This window comes from Thiohalobacter thiocyanaticus (assembly GCF_003932505.1).
Lineage (GTDB): Bacteria > Pseudomonadota > Gammaproteobacteria > Thiohalobacterales > Thiohalobacteraceae > Thiohalobacter > Thiohalobacter thiocyanaticus.
On the sequence record NZ_QZMU01000001.1, the window covers coordinates 2,078,628 to 2,096,967 of the forward strand.

At 56.2% G+C, this 18,340-nt stretch carries 17 protein-coding genes and 1 pseudogene; 15 read left to right on the top strand and 3 right to left on the bottom strand.

Annotation, left to right across the window (positions count from 1 at the left end; translation table 11 throughout):
* Positions 1 to 73 precede the first annotated feature (73 nt).
* The 3 genes and pseudogenes from pyk to D6C00_RS09805 all read left to right on the top strand — a co-directional run bounded on the left by pyk (position 74) and on the right by D6C00_RS09805 (position 3,018).
* A pseudogene (gene pyk / locus D6C00_RS09795) lies at positions 74 to 1,520 on the top strand (pyruvate kinase).
* A 154-nt stretch (positions 1,521 to 1,674) separates the two neighbouring features.
* Positions 1,675 to 2,739 (top strand): class II fructose-bisphosphate aldolase, encoded by a 1,065-nt coding sequence (gene fba / locus D6C00_RS09800; protein ID WP_125181558.1) that lies wholly within the window; start codon positions 1,675 to 1,677, stop codon positions 2,737 to 2,739.
* Between the two features lie 69 nt (positions 2,740 to 2,808).
* Positions 2,809 to 3,018 carry a hypothetical protein gene (locus D6C00_RS09805; RefSeq protein WP_206609543.1) on the top strand — a complete coding sequence of 70 codons (210 nt, stop codon included), beginning with the start codon at positions 2,809 to 2,811 and terminating at the stop codon, positions 3,016 to 3,018.
* A 27-nt stretch (positions 3,019 to 3,045) separates the two neighbouring features.
* Here the strand turns inward: D6C00_RS09805 and D6C00_RS09810 are convergent, their stop codons facing one another.
* Positions 3,046 to 3,387, bottom strand: coding sequence for a hypothetical protein (locus tag D6C00_RS09810; RefSeq protein ID WP_125181559.1), 342 nt, complete (start codon positions 3,385 to 3,387; stop codon positions 3,046 to 3,048).
* A 29-nt stretch (positions 3,388 to 3,416) separates the two neighbouring features.
* Between D6C00_RS09810 and D6C00_RS09815 the strand changes: the two genes are divergently transcribed.
* The 12 genes from D6C00_RS09815 (at position 3,417) to D6C00_RS09870 (ending at position 16,024) form a co-directional block, all read left to right on the top strand.
* Positions 3,417 to 4,610: a cation:proton antiporter gene (locus tag D6C00_RS09815; RefSeq protein ID WP_125181560.1), complete on the top strand. Its 1,194-nt coding sequence runs from the start codon at positions 3,417 to 3,419 to the stop codon at positions 4,608 to 4,610.
* Positions 4,611 to 4,893: 283 nt separating this feature from the next.
* Positions 4,894 to 5,277, top strand: a complete 384-nt coding sequence (locus D6C00_RS09820; RefSeq protein ID WP_125181561.1) for a hypothetical protein — start codon at positions 4,894 to 4,896, stop codon at positions 5,275 to 5,277.
* An 82-nt stretch (positions 5,278 to 5,359) separates the two neighbouring features.
* Positions 5,360 to 6,091: a HEPN domain-containing protein gene (locus D6C00_RS09825; protein ID WP_125181562.1), complete on the top strand. Its 732-nt coding sequence runs from the start codon at positions 5,360 to 5,362 to the stop codon at positions 6,089 to 6,091.
* A 79-nt stretch (positions 6,092 to 6,170) separates the two neighbouring features.
* The gene (locus tag D6C00_RS09830; protein ID WP_125181563.1) at positions 6,171 to 6,707 is read left to right on the top strand and encodes a lysozyme inhibitor LprI family protein; all 537 of its coding nucleotides are present in this window, start codon (positions 6,171 to 6,173) and stop codon (positions 6,705 to 6,707) included.
* Between the two features lie 113 nt (positions 6,708 to 6,820).
* Positions 6,821 to 8,971 carry an AAA family ATPase gene (locus D6C00_RS09835; protein WP_125181564.1) on the top strand — a complete coding sequence of 717 codons (2,151 nt, stop codon included), beginning with the start codon at positions 6,821 to 6,823 and terminating at the stop codon, positions 8,969 to 8,971.
* A 186-nt stretch (positions 8,972 to 9,157) separates the two neighbouring features.
* Positions 9,158 to 9,775: a tyrosine-type recombinase/integrase gene (locus tag D6C00_RS09840; protein ID WP_125182435.1), complete on the top strand. Its 618-nt coding sequence runs from the start codon at positions 9,158 to 9,160 to the stop codon at positions 9,773 to 9,775.
* 331 nt (positions 9,776 to 10,106) lie between these two features.
* Positions 10,107 to 10,394 carry a DUF2695 domain-containing protein gene (locus D6C00_RS09845; RefSeq protein WP_125181565.1) on the top strand — a complete coding sequence of 96 codons (288 nt, stop codon included), beginning with the start codon at positions 10,107 to 10,109 and terminating at the stop codon, positions 10,392 to 10,394.
* Between the two features lie 115 nt (positions 10,395 to 10,509).
* The gene (locus D6C00_RS09850; protein WP_125181566.1) at positions 10,510 to 11,247 is read left to right on the top strand and encodes a hypothetical protein; all 738 of its coding nucleotides are present in this window, start codon (positions 10,510 to 10,512) and stop codon (positions 11,245 to 11,247) included.
* 94 nt (positions 11,248 to 11,341) lie between these two features.
* Entirely contained in the window at positions 11,342 to 11,923 is a 582-nt protein-coding gene (locus tag D6C00_RS09855) for a hypothetical protein (RefSeq protein ID WP_125181567.1), read from the top strand.
* 536 nt (positions 11,924 to 12,459) lie between these two features.
* Positions 12,460 to 12,864, top strand: coding sequence for a TusE/DsrC/DsvC family sulfur relay protein (locus tag D6C00_RS09860; protein ID WP_125181568.1), 405 nt, complete (start codon positions 12,460 to 12,462; stop codon positions 12,862 to 12,864).
* Positions 12,865 to 13,340: 476 nt separating this feature from the next.
* Entirely contained in the window at positions 13,341 to 13,811 is a 471-nt protein-coding gene (locus D6C00_RS09865) for a (2Fe-2S)-binding protein (RefSeq protein WP_125181569.1), read from the top strand.
* Positions 13,808 to 16,024, top strand: a complete 2,217-nt coding sequence (locus D6C00_RS09870) for a xanthine dehydrogenase family protein molybdopterin-binding subunit (protein ID WP_125181570.1) — start codon at positions 13,808 to 13,810, stop codon at positions 16,022 to 16,024. The genes D6C00_RS09865 and D6C00_RS09870 overlap by 4 nt, the downstream gene beginning before the upstream one ends.
* 253 nt (positions 16,025 to 16,277) lie before the next feature.
* Here D6C00_RS09870 and hflC read toward each other — a convergent pair whose 3' ends face one another.
* Entirely contained in the window at positions 16,278 to 17,219 is a 942-nt protein-coding gene (hflC, locus tag D6C00_RS09875; RefSeq protein WP_125181571.1) for a protease modulator HflC, read from the bottom strand.
* Entirely contained in the window at positions 17,216 to 18,268 is a 1,053-nt protein-coding gene (gene hflK, locus D6C00_RS09880; protein ID WP_125181572.1) for an FtsH protease activity modulator HflK, read from the bottom strand. The genes hflC and hflK overlap by 4 nt, the downstream gene beginning before the upstream one ends.
* Positions 18,269 to 18,340: the final 72 nt, after the last annotated feature.

Sequence of the window (18,340 nt, forward strand, 5' to 3'; positions counted from 1 at the left end):
GAGTGAGAAGTAAAACCCGGTCTCGGGCATCTCACTCCTTACTCCTCACTCCTTACTTCCAACAGGAATACACATGCTGCGACGTACCAAGATTATTGCCACGCTCGGGCCGGCGACCGATGACCCCAAGGCGCTCGATGAGCTGATTCAGGCGGGCGTGGACGTGGTCCGGCTGAACTTCTCCCACGGCACCCATGACGAACATCGCAACCGCGGCGAGACGGTACGCAACCGCGCGCGGGCCCACGGCCGTCAGGTCGGGGTGTTGGTGGACCTGCAGGGGCCGAAGATCCGCATCGAGCGTTTCCAGGAAGGCAGTGTGTTGCTGGAGGAGGGTGAGAAGTTCACCCTTGATGCCAGGCTGGCGCCGGATGCCGGCGACAAGCAGCGGGTGGGCCTGACCTACAAGCAACTGCCCGACGACGTCAATCGCGGCGACACCCTGCTGCTCGATGACGGCCAGATCGTGCTCTGGGTCGAGGACGTGCGCGAGACCGAGATCGAATGCCGGGTGGTGCTCGGCGGCCCGCTGTCCAACAGCAAGGGGATCAACCGCCAGGGCGGCGGCCTGTCGGCCAAGGCGCTGACCGACAAGGACCGGATCGACATCCGGGTGGCGGCCGACATGCAGGCCGATTATGTCGCCATTTCCTTCCCGCGCTCGGCCGAGGACGTCAACGAGGCGCGTGAACTGCTGCGCCAGGCCGGCGGCCACGGCGGGCTGGTGGCCAAGATCGAGCGGGCCGAGGCGATCCACAACCTGGAAGAGATCATCGAGGCCGCCGACGCCGTCATGATCGCCCGCGGCGATCTGGGTGTGGAGATCGGCGATGCCGAGCTGCCGGCGGTGCAGAAGCGCATCATCTCCGCGGCCCGGAACATGGACCGCGTTGTGATCACCGCCACCCAGATGATGCAAGTCCATGGTCGAGAGCCAGATCCCGACCCGGGCCGAGGTCTTCGACGTGGCCAACGCCGTCATCGATGGCACCGACGCCGTCATGCTCTCGGCCGAGACCGCCACCGGGCGCTACCCGGCCAAGGCCGTCTCCGCCATGGACCGTATCTGCAAGGGCGCCGAGCGCCAGCGCACCGCCCTGGCCCAGGAACGGCGCCAGAAGGTGCGTTTCAACCGCATCGACGAGGCCATCGCCAAGGCCGCCATGTATACCGCCAACCACCTGGGCGTCAAGGCGATCGCGGCCCTGACCGAGTCCGGCGCCACGCCGCTGTGGATGTCGCGCATCAGCTCCGGGATCCCGATCTATGCCTTGACCCGCCATGTGGAGACGCGTAGAAAGGTAACCCTTTACCGTGGCGTCTACCCGGTCAGCTTCGACGTCACCACCACCGATCATGCCGAGGTCAACCGGGAGGCCATCGACGAGTTGATGCGCCGCGGGGCGGTGCGCGACGGTGACCTGGTGATCATCACCAAGGGTGACCTGGCCGGCGTGCTGGGCGGTACCAACGCCATGAAGATACTGCAGGTCGGCGAACACGAGACCCGGGAACTGTGATTCCCTGTGCCGGGATCGGACCTGACTCGCAATAACCGGATTTTTTATGTAGCTGAACCGCGGCCGACGTCCTGATTACAATGGGCCATTGTGTCTCCGGGCGCCGGCAGAAGTTTCTGAAAACCTTTAAAACTCAAATCCCAAGGAGAACGTCATGGCCTTGATATCCCTGCGTCAATTGCTCGATTACGCCGCCGAGAACGATTTCGGCATGCCTGCCTTCAACGTCAACAACATGGAGCAGGTCCACGCCATCATGCAGGCGGCCGATGAAACCAACAGCCCGGTCATCATGCAGGGTTCGGCCGGTGCGCGCTCCTACGCGGGCGAGCCCTTCCTGCGCCACCTGATCACCGCCGCGCTGGAGATGTATCCGCACATCCCGGTCGTCATGCACCAGGACCACGGCTCTGCCCCTTCCGTCTGCCTGCGCTCCATTCAGTCCGGCTTCAGCTCGGTGATGATGGACGGCTCGCTGATGGAGGACATGAAGACCCCCGCGACCTATGAATACAATGTCGACGTCACCCGCCGCGTGGTCGAGATGGCCCATGCCGGCGGCGTGTCCGTCGAGGGTGAACTGGGCTGCCTGGGCTCGCTGGAGACCGGCATGGCCGGCGAGGAAGACGGCTCCGGCGCCGAGGGCGTGCTGGATCATTCCCAGCTGCTGACCGACCCGGAAGAGGCCGCCCAGTTCGTCAAGGAGACCCATGTCGACGCACTCGCCATCGCCATCGGCACCTCCCACGGCGCCTACAAGTTCACCCGTCCGCCGACCGGTGACATCCTGGCCATCGAGCGCATCAAGGAGATCCACGCCCGCATCCCCAACACCCACCTGGTGATGCACGGCTCCTCCTCGGTGCCGCAGGAGTGGCTGAAGATCATCGACCAGTTCGGCGGCGACATGGGCGAGACCTACGGCGTGCCGGTCGAGGAGATCCAGGAAGGCATCAAGCACGGTGTGCGCAAGGTCAACATCGATACCGACCTGCGCATGGCCTCCACCGGTGCCATCCGCAAGCACTTGGCCGAGAACCCGAAGAACTTCGATCCGCGCAAGTTCCTCAAGGCCTCCACCGCGGCCATGAAGGAAATCTGCAAGGCCCGCTATGAAGCCTTCGGCTGCGCCGGTCACGCCAGCAAGATCAAGCCACTCAGCCTCGAGGCGATGTTCAAGCGCTACGAAACCGGCGAGCTGGATCCCAAGGTCAACTGATCGACGGCTCCCACTCGGGATGAAGGGCGGCTTCGGCCGCCCTTTTTTGTGTCGGATGAACGATTCTCGATGATCGAAACCGGAAAGCTGCCTGAATGGGTGGCCTGGCTGGCCCAGGACCGCGACGGTACCTGGTGGGCCTACGAGGCCGAGCCCCACCGGCACCACTGCGGCTGGTACGAGAACGAGATCGGGCGCAGCCTGCGCATCACCCGCACCGATCCCAACCCCGACTGGGAAGCCACTCTCCGCCAGGTACGTAAGCTGGGGAGTGTATAGATCGGGCCGAGCTTTGTTCAGCTCAACCTACAATGACTGATTCCAGCTGGTAAAAGCCGACAACCAGAAATCGATATCCGGATAGGCCTGCCCCCGTGCCTTGAGCTGCTCGGCCAGCTCGATCAGCAGGCTGCGCAGTTCCCGCACATGCAGGTCCCACAGCGTTGCGTCCATCCCGGGGTTGTCGTCCATGGCCGCATTGGCCACCGACCCGGCCCCGCCCCACATGCGCTTCGAGTTGAGCCGCCGCCAGCCTTCATCGGCATCGGCCTCGAACAGCGCAATCACTTCCCGCATCCAGGCCGCGTGATCGTCCGGATGAGCGTCGAGCTGTTCGGCGATGCGTTCGAGTAGTATGGTTTCACTCATCACCCCAGTGTAACGCGAAGGGAGATGACATGCAGATCAGCACCTTCATGATCACCCTGGGCGGCCTGCTTCTGGCAGGCCTGGCGGTGGAAGCCGTCGGTCGCCACACCCCGCTGCCCCGCGTGACCCTGCTGTTGGCCTTCGGTTTTGGCATCGGCCCCGCCGGGTGGGATCTGCTGCCGGATCTGCACGGTCGCTGGTTTCCGCTGGTGGCCGACATGGCGCTGCTGATGATCGGCTTTCTGTTGGGTGAGCAGCTGGTGCGGCTGCTCGCCGGAAAACTGGGCCGGGTGATTCTCACCGTTTCCATTTTCGATGTCGTGGTGACCGCGCTGGTTGTGCTGATCGGCCTGTGGCTGCTGGACGTCCCGCTGGTCACGTCCCTGCTGCTCGCCGGCATTGCCGCGGCCACCGCGCCGGCCGCGACCACCGACGTGATCGAAGAATCCGGTGCCAAGGGACCCTTCACCTCGGTGCTGGTCGGGGTGGTGGCCATCGACGACGCCTGGGGCATGATCCTGTTCAGCCTGCTGCTCGCCACCGCACTGGTCCTGGGCGGAGACGGCAGCGGTCTGGACGGCCTGTGGCTGGGGCTGCGCGACGTCGGCGGTGCCCTGTTGCTGGGCCTGGCCCTGGGCGTGCCCATGGCCTATCTCACCGGCCGCATCCGGCCGGGCCAGCCGACCCTGGCCGAGGCGCTGGGCTTCGTGTTCCTGTGCGGCGGGCTGGCGGAATGGCTGGAGGTATCCTTTCTGCTCGCCGCCATGGTAATGGGCGCGGCCGTCTACCGCCTGGCCAGCCACCACCAGCGCCCCTTCCACGAAATCGAACACATCGACTGGCCCTTCAAGATCCTGTTCTTCATCCTCGCAGGCGCCTCCCTGCATCTGGATGCCCTGCTGAGCGCCGGCTACATCGCCGCCGCTTACATCCTGCTGCGTACTCTAGGCAAACTCGCCGGCGCTGCAACCGGTGGCTGGTTCGGCGGCGCTGATCGGTCAGTGCGCCGCTGGCTGGGCCCGGCCCTGCTACCCCAGGCCGGGGTGGCCCTGGGGATGGCGCTGGTTGCCTCCCAGCGCTTCCCGGAGCTGTCGGAAAGCATCCTCGCCATTGCCATTGGCGCGACGGTATTCTTCGAGCTGATCGGTCCGGTGATAACGCGCTATGCGCTTGGTCAGGTGGGGAGGGGGCAAAGCGTGAAGGTAGGGGGTAATGTCAACTAACGGCACATAGCGGACTTTCCACTTCTGGAGGCAGAATTCCGCCTATCACCAATATATCGCTGAATTTGCCGCTTGGAAGGTAGATTTGGCGGCCAATTACGATTCGGGGCTTCGTAGGCCAAACAAGGCAATACTATTGATTCATATGTGATTTTAAGTAAATATGACCAACAGGATGCGCCGCAATACGCGGAGTCGGGAGTATTACATGATAGGTCGAAACCGCACTATTACTAATAATACGAATTCCGTCTAATACATTGCTAGATTGTCTATAAACGCCATGTCAGACACTTACCGAAAAGCTCTAGACTTCCAAGAAAAATTCGAGCTTTATTTTGTAAGCTTAACCTTTGCGTTATTGGCGCTCGTAATTCAAAGCGCCGATTCATCATCAGGAATTGTAGCGGGTGTAGCAGAGATTATTGGCTGGGTATCGTTACTTATTTCAGGCTTAGTTCAGTTGTATCGGCTTCAGTTGGTGCCGGTTGCTCTTAGATATGAGGCCGCCACCAAAGAAGGTGTTTCTGTTGATAAAAAAGACCAAGGATCAGTTCATACGAAAATATCATCAACTTATGGCTTTTCTAAATGGTCTTTTGCACTTGGCGTCTGCTCCATTCTGCTTTCTCGAGGAATTGGTTTTGTTTCCGGATTATGTCATTAAAGCATCGAAAATCTAACAAACGCTTTCAGCCTACGTCGGCGCTAACGCGCCGCGCCGGCTGAAGCTTATCGCTAGCTCTTCTATGGAAATCGATGCTCTCCTAAATGACTTTGCTACCCGTAGCTTCCGAGATACGGCTGATATGGATTACATTGCGGCACGGATGTCGTACCGAGCAGGGTTGGTAGAGCAATTCCATTGGCAGGGACTCCAAGCGCTTGAGAAATATCTTAAAGCCATACTTCTATACAACCGTGTCAAAGCGAAGAGAATTGGTCATGACCTTACAAAAGCCCTTGAGAAAGCAAAACAACTTCCATTCGAGCTAGAGCTGACTACTCCTGCTCTTCAACTTATCGAGCATTTAGATAAATTTGGGCGTTTTCGGTATTTAGAGGCTTCATACTATATTCATGGTCCAAAGCTTGTTGAGTTAGACCGAACCGTCTGGGAGATTCGTAGGTACTGTCGAGTACTGAACTACAAAATCAATAATCCAGACGGCAGTGTCACGCAAATGTTGCCTATTGAGTTAGAGAGAATCGAGAAATCAAAGTATGTGCATCCTCATAAATTACGGATTATAGGAGGGGCTCTCGAGAAGATTCTTGATAAGAAAGATGATGCAGCCCGAGGGTCGCTCGTATGGCAAAACGGTTTTTTTGGTAAGAAGCACCGCAAGACGGTCACAATGCGTATTCCGCGCCAAGGTAAAAATTCACCATTGTCATTACATCCTGAGATGCTGGATGAATTGAAGGAATATGTATATGTATCTAAGGAAATTATCGAAGCATATTCAGGCCAGAGCTAACAAGCGTCTCCAAATCGACGCGGTTCCGCCGCGCGATTGAGGCGAGACATTAGGGATAAAAGAAATCGGAACGGGATAAATGCTAGAAAAAATTGGCTTCACAGTATTAGGTATTGTTCTCTCTATCGTAGTGTATATGTTTAAGCGTAGAATTGAAGGAAAACCTGAGGTAGAAGCTCTGGATAAGCGCAAACAACTGCTTGATATAAACAAACAGTTAAATGAACAGGGATTGACTATAGAAGACCTAAATAAGCTTGAAGCAATCCTTACAGGAAAGGCGGAATCAATTATAAAACATACTCAGGAAATCGAAAAAAATACTCAGTCATTAATAGAAAAAGAACAGGGTGAGTTCTTATCGCAAGCAGAGCTAAATATACGTGCTGATAGTAATCTAAAGGTTGCTAAAGCCCAATTAGAACAAATAGTTAACGAGCTTACTTTTAAAATAGATGAAATTGAGAGAGAAAAACTGATGCAGTCCCAAAAGGCATGGGAAAGCTATAGCGTAGAACAAGCAGAGGCTGCTTCGATTAGTTATAGGGGTGGTTCCATATACCCTTTAATATATTTATCTGAATTGGAGTCACTTTACAGTAGAGCGTGCAGCTAGACTACAGGCACAATTAGATGAATTGCGCAGATTGGGTAATTAATGCCCTAATAAGCGCTGAACGTTATGTGCAAAGAAGGACGAGGTTGCGATAAGTGATAACCGAAATACAGATGGATGCGGTTGCTAGTTTTAGGCATGCAACATCGCTTGTGACAGACAAAAAAATCAATCTGGTCTATGGCCTAAACGGAACTGGCAAATCGACAATCTCGAACTTCCTTTATGAGCCGTATGACCTTGCTTTTGTTCAGTGCAGAAAAACACCGGAACAGTCAGCCCCTATTCTCGTCTACAACCAGAAGTTTATTCGAGACAACTTTTTCGTTGCAGACAGCCTCAAAGGGATATTCAGCCTCTCAAAAGAGAATGCGGCAGCCGAAAAAGCGATTGCCGAAGCAACAAAAAGACAATCAGCACTGGAGCAGTCACTGCAATCAAAGCGAAGCGCAAAAGAACGTGTCACCCAGGAGTTTTCAAAGCAGAAACAGCGTGCTGCGGAGGAAAGCTGGAATATCAAGAAGACCTATACGGGCGGAGATCGCGTCCTTGAGTATTGTCTTGAAGGCCTGAAGGGACAGAAGGAAAAATTGTTCGCCCACCTGCAAGGCATCGTCAAGCCAACCGAAGAACCAGAAAAGAATATCCAAGTACTCCGCAAAGAAGTGGAGGCGCTTAAAGGAGATGATGCTCAGCCACAACAACGGATGGCGGCGCTAGCATTCCAAGCTCATGATGTTGAGTCTGATCCAATTTTCGGTAAATCCATACTAGGCAACACAGATAGTGAAGTTGCAGCTCTCATTGAGCAGCTCGGAAACTCAGACTGGGTAAAGCAGGGGCTTGAATATCTACCAGGCGGGTTGGGAGAAAGTCAGGTGCAATGCCCCTTCTGCCAAGAGAGCACTATTTCCGCGCAATTTGTTGATAGCGTGAAGTCGTATTTCGACGTGAGCTATCAGAAACAACTGGATGCGCTAGATGAACTCTTGAAGAGATATAGAGCGGCCATTGATGGACTACCCGCACTTGCGGCCTTCACAGATCACGCTTTCGCACAGGAACGCAAAAACGAAATCGCCAACAAATATCAGCTGGTCATTGCTGGCCTACGAAGCAACATCGGGCAGATCGAAGATAAAATTAAAAGTCCAAAATCCCCGGTTACACTGTCCAACACAAGAGAAGTATTGGCGGACTTTAATCGAGAGGTTGCTGCGATTAATAACTCAATAGATGAGTACAACCAAAGACTACAGAATCGCGAAGCTACGCTCGAAAAGTTAAATGGTGAGTTTTGGCAATTAATGCGATGGCAGTATGATCAAACAATATCGAGATTTGAGCAAGATCGAAAAGCCGCAAACCAAAAGCTCAAAGACTTGGATGCAGAGATCGGAAACGTTAACTCCGATCTGATTAAGGTTAGGGGTCAGATAACAGAAGCGCAGAAGAAAACCGTAAACGTGGACGCGGCGGTTGCTGCAATCAATGCAGGACTTTTGGACCTGGGTATCGACGGTTTTAGCGTAAAGAAGCACTCAGAAAATCTCTATCGCATAGTGCGTTCGGGCGACTCCAAGGATGCGTTTCACTCCCTAAGCGAAGGCGAGAAGATGATGATCAGCTTCTTATACTTTTGTGAGCTATGCAAAGGTAAATCAAGCGCCGACGACACTCATGCTCAACGTATTGTCGTTATAGATGACCCAATATCTAGCCTGTCTCACGTGTTCATTTTCAATGTTGGGCGGTTGATTCGGTCTGTGTTCTTCAGAGGAGAGCGATTCTGTCAGGTGATCGTGTTAACGCACAGCCTTTACTTTTTCTATGAGTTGACTGATCCAAATCACGACCGCAGGGAGAGCACGCAGAAGCTGTTCAGAATCGCGAAGCCTTCATCCGGTAGCGTCATTCAAGAAATGAAGTACGAGGAGATTCAGAATGATTATCAGGCATATTGGTCTGTGGTAAATGACCCTAGTCAGCCACCGGCGCTGATTGCGAACTGTATGCGCAACATAGTCGAGTACTTTTTCAGTTTTGTGCGGAAGAAGGATTTGAACAACGTTTTTCAGATGCCTGAGCTTCAGGACATGAAATATCAAGCCTTTTGCCGATATATAAACCGGGAATCACATTCGCTGGGCCAAAACATCATCGACATGAAAGAGTTCGACTATGCAATATTCAAAGAAGGTCTGAAGTTGGTGTTTGAGAAAACTGAATATCTCGACCACTTTAAAGCGATGTCAAAATGCTAATAATTTTCACCTGAGAGCCGCAAATAAGAAGGCCGTAAACGCGGACGCATTCTTCGTTCTCTCTACTCGCTACAAATGCGCCGGTTAAGGCTGGCGTAATGTCCGCTCATGGTCGCGAAGCGACCACTGAGGAGTTGAGCCATACTCCCGTTCCACCCATCTATGATAGGAGGAACGGCCATGGAAATGCTCCCTTACAATCCTCAGTCAGCTCCCTGGAACAAGGGCAAGCTCGTAGGCCAGAAGGCTCCTCTGAAAATCAGGGATATCTGGGCAATTCGCATCCGCCTGCAAATATCGAACCGACACTGCGACCTGGCACTATTCAATTTGGCGATCGACAGTAAATTGCGGGGCTGTGACCTGATCCGGCTACGCGTCCGGGATGTCTCTCACGGTGGCCACATAGCCGCCCGAGCGATTATCATGCAGCAGAAGACCCAGCAGCCGGTCCGATTCGAGATCACCGAAGTGACTCGGGATGCCCTGACCAGGTGGATTGCCGAACGAGGGCTGAGGACGGACGATTTCCTGTTTCCCAGCCGTCGTCGAGGCTCCCCTCATATCACGACTCGCCAGTATGCGAGGATAGTCCATTCATGGATCGCTGAGATCGGGCTGGCCCCGACCGACTACGGGACCCACTCGCTGAGGCAGACCAAGGTCACTCTGATCTACCGTCGGACGAGGAACCTCAGGGCGATACAGCTCCTGCTGGGGCACACCAAACTGGAGAGTACGGTCAGATATCTGTGTATCGAGGTTGACGACGCCCTTGAGATGGCGGAGCAGACCGAGGTCTAATGGACCCTAGCCGGAGACGGCCGCCGTCGAGGCGGTCGTTTTCCGGCACATAGTGGACTTTCGCGCTTGGCTAAGCGGAATTCAGCATATCATCAATAAGTCACTGTTTTCCCGCTTTGAGGGTAAGAATTGGCGGCCTATTACGATGCGAATGACTTCAGCCAGTCAAGGGAATGCTATTGATTAATATACGAATTTAGGTGAATATTCCTATAAGGATGCGCCACAATTCGCGGAATCGGGAGTATTGCATGATAGGCAGAATCCTCACTATTACTAATAATACGGATTCCGTATAACAAAACTGTTGGGCAGCACAAAAGGGGCACTAATGGACGAGTCCGATCGAGAGCGTAAACGGCAGTGGAAAGCACAGCAGCGGGAAGTCGCTCGCGCCTCGTTCCCTATGTCTGACGCACTCATGGAGGCATTCTTCGATTCGGTGGAAAGCAGCGTGAGCGACAGCGGCTGTGATCATACTTTGCGGTTCACCGGGCAATGGATTACAGCGAACCAACAACCCAAAGAACCGCTAATCCATTGGCTAGAAGAGAACGGTGGGTTTTGCGACTGTGAGGTTGTTGCAAACGCCCGCGATCACTGGGAGCAGAACAGGTGAAGAGTCGAAAGGCAATGCCCAACAAGGCGCTCCAAGCGACGTCCTGGACTACGCTTCGCTTCGTCCAGGCCTCGCTTGAGCTTTGTCGTTGGGCGGCTGGAACGAGACGTTATCTATGACGGATCGCTATTGGCTAGCGGGTGGTGAGAAGCCTGTTCCACACCTGACTGAAGCTGCATTGCGGTTTGCTTCCGAGCATTCACGTTTGCTCGACTTTAACGCGCTCTTTACGCAAGCCATCTTGCAGGACGCTAAGACTGTCGCGCACGATGAGTCCGGTCTTAAGAAGCAACTTGTTGAGATTGGTCGTCACGAGTCATTGATGCGTGAGGTTGTACTAACGCGCACGATCGACAATCTCCTATGCTATGTAAGCGACCTCTTAGGTTTGGTGTTCAAGTTTCGTCCAGAAATGATGAAATCTGGTGAGCAAGAACGACTTGACTTTATCCTTCGTTTCGAAGACATGGATGAGCTCAGAGCTGCTCTGGCCGAAAAGAGAGTGGAGAAGCTGTCCTTCATGGGATTCCGCGACTTAGCAGATTATGTTCGAGAACACATGGGGTTCGACCTGATAAACGGCAACGCCGACATTGAGCGTGCATCACTCCTCGTCGAAATGCGGAACATCTTTGTGCATAACCGTGGGGTGGTGGGTACAGTTTCAGCGCGGCGGTTCCGTTCGCTCGAGCCTTTGGTTGGGCGGCCTCTTTCGATTACTCATGATGAATTGCGAGAGGAGAGGCAGTTCGTAGAGAACACTGTGATTGATATGGACGTTAGAGCGATTGCGAAGTATGGGCTGCCGGCAAAGGGGGTTGCTGAGCCGCCGCCGCATCTAATAGGTCCGTAGTGTGTGCTCGTTACCGCCCAACAACTCGCTACACCTGACTCGCAGCAATTACACGCTGCTCGCGGGTGATATCAATCGTTAAATGTAGATAGCCATGGCTGATGTAGACGATTCATGGGAAAAGTTCCTCCATCCTGAAACCCTTAAGGGGAATCTGGTCATTATCGGGCTATTCATATCGGCCTTTGAGATTTTCAGAGAAGCCGTTGTCAGCAAGCCGAAGACGTTTTTCTCAAACGGTTTTGACGAAGATGGTCTGATCCTCGATGACAAGTACAAAGAGGAAGTGCTTTCCAAATCGAAACGAAAGCTTACCGCGTCGTTGCTTTGGTTCCAGGAAATGGGTGCGATCACCGGAGATGATATAGAAGCGTATCATTCGATCCGTAAACACCGGAACGACGTAACACACGAGATCGTCCGATTTGTATCTGATGCCGATAGTAATTTTGATCCAGAAATGTTTCAGCGTTTGTTTGCGCTGCTGGACAAGATCGAGAAATGGTGGTTCCAAAACTTCGAAATGGCGATTAATCCGGAGATTTATCCGGATTCCGTCGATGTCGACGAAGTTGTGGCGGGCCCCGTATGGAGCCTTCAGCTGATGCTGGATATTGCTCTTGGCAATGAGCCAGAGGAAGGATACTACTATGAACAGTATCACAAACATACTTAACACGGCGCTCAACCGGACGCTTGCACTTCGTGCCGGTTAGCTATGCGTTAAAGTCCGGTTCTGGTCGAAAGCTGGCGTCCTTCCCGCCAAGGTAAGTTGAACGGTTCGCTGTAATTTGAGCCGGATTGCGTCATGCAGCCACTGCGAGTAGAGGCGTCCGGCGGGTACATTACATCGTGATACTCTCTCGCCCCGAAAGTCCTGTCCCCGCGCGTCCAGGTCGATGGGGGGCGCGATGGTCGCGCAGGTGCGGAGGCCGGGTAAAACCTGGCAGTCAATCCCTTTTTGTTGTATTTAAATTAAAGGCATGGCCCCCATGTCATGCTTCCGCCTGGCTGGCATGGAGACCTCGGAAATCTGTTCTAGACTCACGGAAGGTTGATCTGACGGGAGCAGTGTTATGGAAAAAGGGGCCAGTGACAACTGAGAATCGTTCGCACTGTCGCTATATGTTGTCACCAGGCCCTTTTCACTCACGCCACCAGTTAAGCTGCATAAAAGCACCTTAAACTGTAATATAAAATGAGGAATCCAAAATGGTTGATAAAAAATCAAACGCTGATCAATATAGAGATTCTATAGAATCAATGGATGTCAGTGTTGATACTGATATCGATAGCCAGAGTCACACACAGCGGGAACAGGAATTACAACGCTGGGATGAAGACCAGGCACGGCGCCTGGCCAGCGAGCAGGGTGTGGAGCTAAGCGAAGACCATTTTAAGGTCATTCATTTATTACGCGACTACTACCTGGAAAACGGTTTACCTGAAAGTGGCCGCACACTCGAAGAAATGCTTGATAATAAATTTTCCAGCCAGGGCGGGGTTAAATATCTGCATAAGTTGTTCCCGGAAGGCCCGGTTACTCAGGGTACGCGTTTTGCCGGCCTGCCAGTTCCAGCGTATAGTGAGGATGAAGGGTTCGGTACTGCCCGTTAGTCTTTTTCACTAGACCTGACTCCTTTCCACTGAGCGGGTGCAGGGAGAGACTTTCCCCTGCGTGCCCGTCCGGTAGGGCGGGTCGACGCGAATTAGCCGCATTGAAAATCTGCGTTGCTTGGGTTTGTATGTCTGCTTTATAAAGACTCGGCAAAATAGCCTCAGGTCTTCTGTAGGGCGGTGGCAGGAGATCCAGGTGGCCGAATAAACTATCGTCTATTTTCGCTTCTGGTCGCGCAGCGACCTTTCTGGAGAAGGGCCGGAGCTGCCCGGGAGGCCAGGCGGGGAAACGGTGGTGTCTGGGAACCGTTTCCGACACGAGACAGAGAATCGATCGGCCTGGATGCGGTATCCCTGGAACCAGCATTGAGCTCGTTAAGTTAAAATAACAATCTACATTACAATGGCTTGACTGAATTGTGTTGCCTGGCTGGCGGCGTTAGACTTTTTTTAGGTTTATCCAGGGAGTCTTATCGATGGCCAAGCTCAAAGTTAATGGACAGGAACACGAGGTCGAGGTCGACGGCAGCACGCCGCTGTTATGGGTGCTGCGCGAGCAACTGGGACTGACGGGCACCAAGTATGCCTGCGGTATCGGCATCTGCGGCTCATGCACGGTGCATGTGGATGGCAAGGCGGTGCGCTCGTGCACCCTGCCGGTTTCCAGCATTGAGGCCGGCCAATCCATCACCACCATCGAGGGCCTGTCTCCCGACAACTCCCATCCGCTGCAGGCAGCCTGGAAAGCGCTTGACGTGCCCCAGTGCGGCTACTGCCAGCCGGGCATCATCATGGCCGCGGCGGCACTGCTCAACGAAAACCCCGATCCCAGTGATGCCGATATCGACGCCAGGGTCGACAACATCTGCCGCTGCGGCACCTTCAATCGGGTACGCCGCGGTATCCACCAGGCGGTGAAGCACATGAAAGGCGGGAGGTCAGCATGAGCCGGGAACGCATTGACGTCGGGCGCCGCGAGTTTCTGATCAGCACCTGCAAGGTGGCCGGACTGGGTACCGCCTTCTCCCTGGGACTGCACCTGCCGCTCACCGCCACGGCTAGAAGTCGAGGCTGGGGCGATGAACAACCCTCCGACGGTCTGCCCGAGGTCAACGCCTGGGTGGTCATCGAGCCTGACGATACCGTCATCATCCGCATCGCTCGCTCGGAGATGGGCCAGGGCACGCTCACCGGCCTGGCGCAGATGGTGGCCGAGGAGCTGGAATGCGACTGGGACAAAGTCATCACCGAATACCCCACCCCAGGCGAGAACATCGCCCGCGACGAGGTATGGCGCAGCTTCTCCACCGGCGGCAGCCAGGGGATCCGCGGGAGTCATTCCTATGTGCGCAAGGGCGGGGCCGTTGCCCGCGAGATGCTGCTGCAGGCGGCCGCGGACGAATGGGACGTGCCCAAGGGGGAGTGCAGGGCCGCCAACAGCGTGATTATCCACGCACCCAGCGGTCGCACAACCACCTACGGTAAGGTGGCCGCCGCTGCCGCCGAACTGTTCCCGCCGCTGCACGTGGAGCTCAAGGATCCAAAGGACTGGAAGCTCATCGGCAAGCCGGTCGCGCGCCTGGATACCGCGGACAAGACCAACGGCAAACAGGTCTTCGGCGCTGATCTGCAGCTCGAGGGCATGCTCAATGCGGCCATCCGCGCCTGCCCGGTGTTCGGTGGCAAGCTCGAATCGTACGACGCGGCCAAGATCGAGGGCATGCCCGGCGTGCGCAAGGTGGTCCAGGTGGGCGACGATGCCGTGGCCGTCATTGCCGACACCTGGTGGCAGGCTCACACCGCCCTGCAGAAGCTGCCCATCGTCTGGGACAAGGGCCCCAACGCCACGGTGGGCAGCGCCGATATCGACAGGATGCTTGAGGCGGGTCTCAGTTCCGATGACAAGGTCTTCGTCGGCAACAGCAACGGCGATGTACAAAGCGCCCTGAAGAGCGCGGCTCAGACTGTCGAGGCCACCTACAGCTACCCCTACCAGAACCATGCCACCATGGAGCCCATGAACGCCACCGCCGTGTGGAGCGAGGACAAGTGCGAGGTGTGGTGCCCCACCCAGAACGGCACCGCGGCCCTGGAGGCGGCGGCTGAGGCCGCGGACCTGCCCATCTCCAAATGTGATGTATACAAGATCCACCTGGGCGGCGGCTTCGGCCGGCGCGGCGCCTTCCATGACTACGTGACCCAGGCCGTGCTCATCGCCAGACAGATGCCGGGCACGCCCATCAAACTGCTGTGGTCACGCGAAGAGGATATGACCCACGGCCACTACCATCCCGTTACCAAGTGCAGGCTCACCGGCGCACTGGATGAAGACGGCAACCTCACCGGTTTGCATGCGCGCATCTCCGGTCAGTCCATCCTCGCCGCGGTGAGACCCCAGTGGATGGGGGAGGACGGCTCAGATCCGATCACCTTCCAGGGTTTTCACAAGGACGGGGATCACGCCATCAGCTACACCGTGCCCAACCTGCTGGTGGAGCACGCCATGCGCAACCCCCATGTGCCGCCGGGCTTCTGGCGGGGGGTCAACATCAATCAGAACGCGATTTATATGGAGTGCTTCGTCGATGAATTGGCCCATGCTGCCGGCAAGGATCCATTGGAGTTTCGCCGCAGGCTCATGGCTGATCATCCCAAATCCCTGGCGGTGTTGAACGCCGTGGCGGAGAGGGCCGGCTGGGGCAAACCGGCCGGCGGGGGCATCCACCGCGGCCTGGCGGTGGTGAAGACCTTCGCTTCATACGTGGCCGCCTGCGCCGAGGTCTCGGTGAGCCAGGAGGGCAAACTCAGTATCCACCGCATCGTCGCCGCCACCGATCCCGGCTACGCCGTCAATCCGCAACAGATCGAGGCCCAGGTGGAAGGCTCGTTTGTGTATGGCCTCTCAGCCCTGCTCTACGGCGGGTGCACCGTCAAGGATGGCACCGTGCAGGAGACCAACTTCCACGACTACCCCTCCATGCGCATCGACGAGATGCCCGAGGTGGAGACCATCGTCATGCCCTCCGGCGGCTTCTGGGGCGGTATCGGCGAGCCCACCATCGCCGTTGCGGCCCCCGCGGTCCTAAATGCGATCTACGCCGCCACCGGTAAACGCATCCGTGAATTCCCGCTCAGGAACGCGGATCTGAGGCCGGCTTAGTATAAAGCGAGCCTTTGCAGGGAATGACCCTGGCCCGAAATAATTGACAGCGGAGAACCTGCTAAGAACTTCAGCTTCTGGTCGCAATGCGACTATTGGCGTCCCGTCCAGTCGTCGCCGGTGATCTGACGCGCCGTTTCGACGCCTTCTGCGCGAGCATATGTCGCAGAACTGTCTGGCGATCCTGCCCGGTCAGGCGCATTACGATATTTTCCTGATGTCGGAGATGGTCGGCACCATGGCAGGCAGGGGGTTACTCTGCCTGAGACTGTTCCAGGTAGCGGAAGAAGTCGGAGTCGGCTCTGATCATGAGGGTGCTGTTCTCGCCCAGGGCCCGGTAGCTTTCCAGCGTGCGGAAGAAGGAATAGAACTCCGCGTCGGCACCGAATGCCTCACCGTAGATCCGGGTCGCTTCGGCGTCTGCCTCGCCCCGGATCTTCTCGGCGTCACGCGCGGCCTCGGAGCGGATGCGCCTCAGGTCGCGTTCCATGTTGCCGAGGATTTCCTGGCTGCGGCCCCGACCTTCTGAGCGAAAACGTTCCGCGATGGACTGGCGTTCGGCGGTCATGCGGCTTTCCACCTGGCGGCGCACGGATTCAATGTAGTTGACCCGCTTGATGCGCACATCGTCCAGCTCGATCCCGAGAGCGGGCATGGAATCCCGGGCCCGTTCCAGAATTCCGGTTTCCAGCAGTTCACGCCCCAGTTTGGGTTGTTTCTCCAGGTTGACGTCACTGCGTTCAGCCAGCGCGGGATCCTCCAGGTCATCGACATCCACTTCCCAGTCCTTCGAGCGAACGATCTCTTCCAGTTCGGTGGACGAGACCATGTCGCGCACCACCGAGTCGATGATGTCGTCGAGTCGGGTGCGTGCGCCGGCTTCATCCCGGACGCTGGTCAGGAATAGCAGCGGATCGGTTATCCGCCAACGCGCCGTGGTATCCACGAGAATGAACTCACGGCCCAGTGTGGGGATCTGGGTAACGTCGCCATCCCAGACCAGCAGGCGTTTGTCGAAATATCGCACATTCTGCCAGGGCAGCTTGAACTTCAGGCCCGGCTCGTTGATGACATCGCCGATCGGTTCACCGAACTGGACCACGATGGCCTGTTCGGCTTCATCCACGGTGTAGAGGGTGAAGTAGCCGAGGGTGAGGACAATCACGGCCACGATGGCAAGTACTGTGGTTTTCATCGCTCACCTCCGGCGGCACGCGTGCCTTCACGGTTGACATCGAGCAAGGGGAGCGGCCCCACCTGCCCGTCCTGTACGACCAGTATCTGTCCTATATTGGGCAGGATCTCATTCAGGGTTTCCAGATACAGGCGTGAGCGCGTGACCTCGGGTGCCTGCTGGTATTCGAGCAGGACGGCACTGAACCGTATGCTCTCGCCGTCGGCCCGGTTCACCCGTTCCGTGGCGTAACCTTCGGCTTCGGCCACGGTGCGCAGGGCGGCACCCTCGGCGTTGGGGATCTCCTGGTTAACGCGTTTCTGGGCTTCGTTGATCATCCGTTCCCGTTCCTGGCGTGCCTCGTTGACTTCGTTGAATGCCGGCTGCACGGCCGGGGGCGGCACCACATCCTGCATTTCAACGGTGCTGATGCGAATGCCGGCATCGTACCGGTTGAGTATTTCCTGAATTTCGTCGCCCGCCTTCCGCTGAATCTCCACCCGGCCGATGGTCAGCACCTCGGAACCAAGCATGTTGCCGACGATACGGCGCATGACCGACTCGGAAATGTCGCGCAGGGTCCGGGTGGGCTCGCGCATCCGGTACAGGAACTTGATGGGGTCTTCGATGCGGTACTGGACCACCCACTCCACGTCGATCATGTTGAGATCGCCGGTGAGCATCAATGACTCGTCTTCGAATTGAGCGGCGCTGTAGGTCGAGCGTTCGCCCTGGCGGGTGCCCTGGGTGCGGAAGCCGAATTCCTGCTTGAGCACACGCTCGGTCGCCACCAGCTGAATCTGGTCGATGCCGAAGGGAATCTTGAAGTGCAGGCCGGGATCGGTAATACCCGTGACGGAACCGAATCGCTTCACCACCGCCCGTTCCTCGGGCTGGACAGTGTAAAAAGACGACAGGCCCGCCCAGGCCAGCAGGATGAGTACAACGACGCCGATGACGCCGCCGGCCCGTCTGCCCGGAGAGCCTCCGCCACCGAATTTCTTCATCACCTCAAACAGGTCGGGCGGGCCCGGCGGCCCGTGACCATTGCCTTTTACGGATTGGATCATGCCTGGTCTCCCTTGACTGGAATCAACAGTCTACTCTGCAGGGTCGGTTTTGTACGCAATTTGAGCGAAAAA

Coding starts and splice junctions, on each gene's coding strand:
- fba (WP_125181558.1), top strand. CDS start 1,675: ATGGCCTTGATATCCCTGCGTCAATTGCTCGATTACGCCGCCGAGAAC.
- D6C00_RS09805 (WP_206609543.1), top strand. CDS start 2,809: ATGATCGAAACCGGAAAGCTGCCTGAATGGGTGGCCTGGCTGGCCCAG.
- D6C00_RS09810 (WP_125181559.1), bottom strand. CDS start 3,387: ATGAGTGAAACCATACTACTCGAACGCATCGCCGAACAGCTCGACGCT.
- D6C00_RS09815 (WP_125181560.1), top strand. CDS start 3,417: ATGCAGATCAGCACCTTCATGATCACCCTGGGCGGCCTGCTTCTGGCA.
- D6C00_RS09820 (WP_125181561.1), top strand. CDS start 4,894: ATGTCAGACACTTACCGAAAAGCTCTAGACTTCCAAGAAAAATTCGAG.
- D6C00_RS09825 (WP_125181562.1), top strand. CDS start 5,360: ATGGAAATCGATGCTCTCCTAAATGACTTTGCTACCCGTAGCTTCCGA.
- D6C00_RS09830 (WP_125181563.1), top strand. CDS start 6,171: ATGCTAGAAAAAATTGGCTTCACAGTATTAGGTATTGTTCTCTCTATC.
- D6C00_RS09835 (WP_125181564.1), top strand. CDS start 6,821: ATGGATGCGGTTGCTAGTTTTAGGCATGCAACATCGCTTGTGACAGAC.
- D6C00_RS09840 (WP_125182435.1), top strand. CDS start 9,158: ATGCTCCCTTACAATCCTCAGTCAGCTCCCTGGAACAAGGGCAAGCTC.
- D6C00_RS09845 (WP_125181565.1), top strand. CDS start 10,107: ATGGACGAGTCCGATCGAGAGCGTAAACGGCAGTGGAAAGCACAGCAG.
- D6C00_RS09850 (WP_125181566.1), top strand. CDS start 10,510: ATGACGGATCGCTATTGGCTAGCGGGTGGTGAGAAGCCTGTTCCACAC.
- D6C00_RS09855 (WP_125181567.1), top strand. CDS start 11,342: ATGGCTGATGTAGACGATTCATGGGAAAAGTTCCTCCATCCTGAAACC.
- D6C00_RS09860 (WP_125181568.1), top strand. CDS start 12,460: ATGGTTGATAAAAAATCAAACGCTGATCAATATAGAGATTCTATAGAA.
- D6C00_RS09865 (WP_125181569.1), top strand. CDS start 13,341: ATGGCCAAGCTCAAAGTTAATGGACAGGAACACGAGGTCGAGGTCGAC.
- D6C00_RS09870 (WP_125181570.1), top strand. CDS start 13,808: ATGAGCCGGGAACGCATTGACGTCGGGCGCCGCGAGTTTCTGATCAGC.
- hflC (WP_125181571.1), bottom strand. CDS start 17,219: ATGAAAACCACAGTACTTGCCATCGTGGCCGTGATTGTCCTCACCCTC.
- hflK (WP_125181572.1), bottom strand. CDS start 18,268: ATGATCCAATCCGTAAAAGGCAATGGTCACGGGCCGCCGGGCCCGCCC.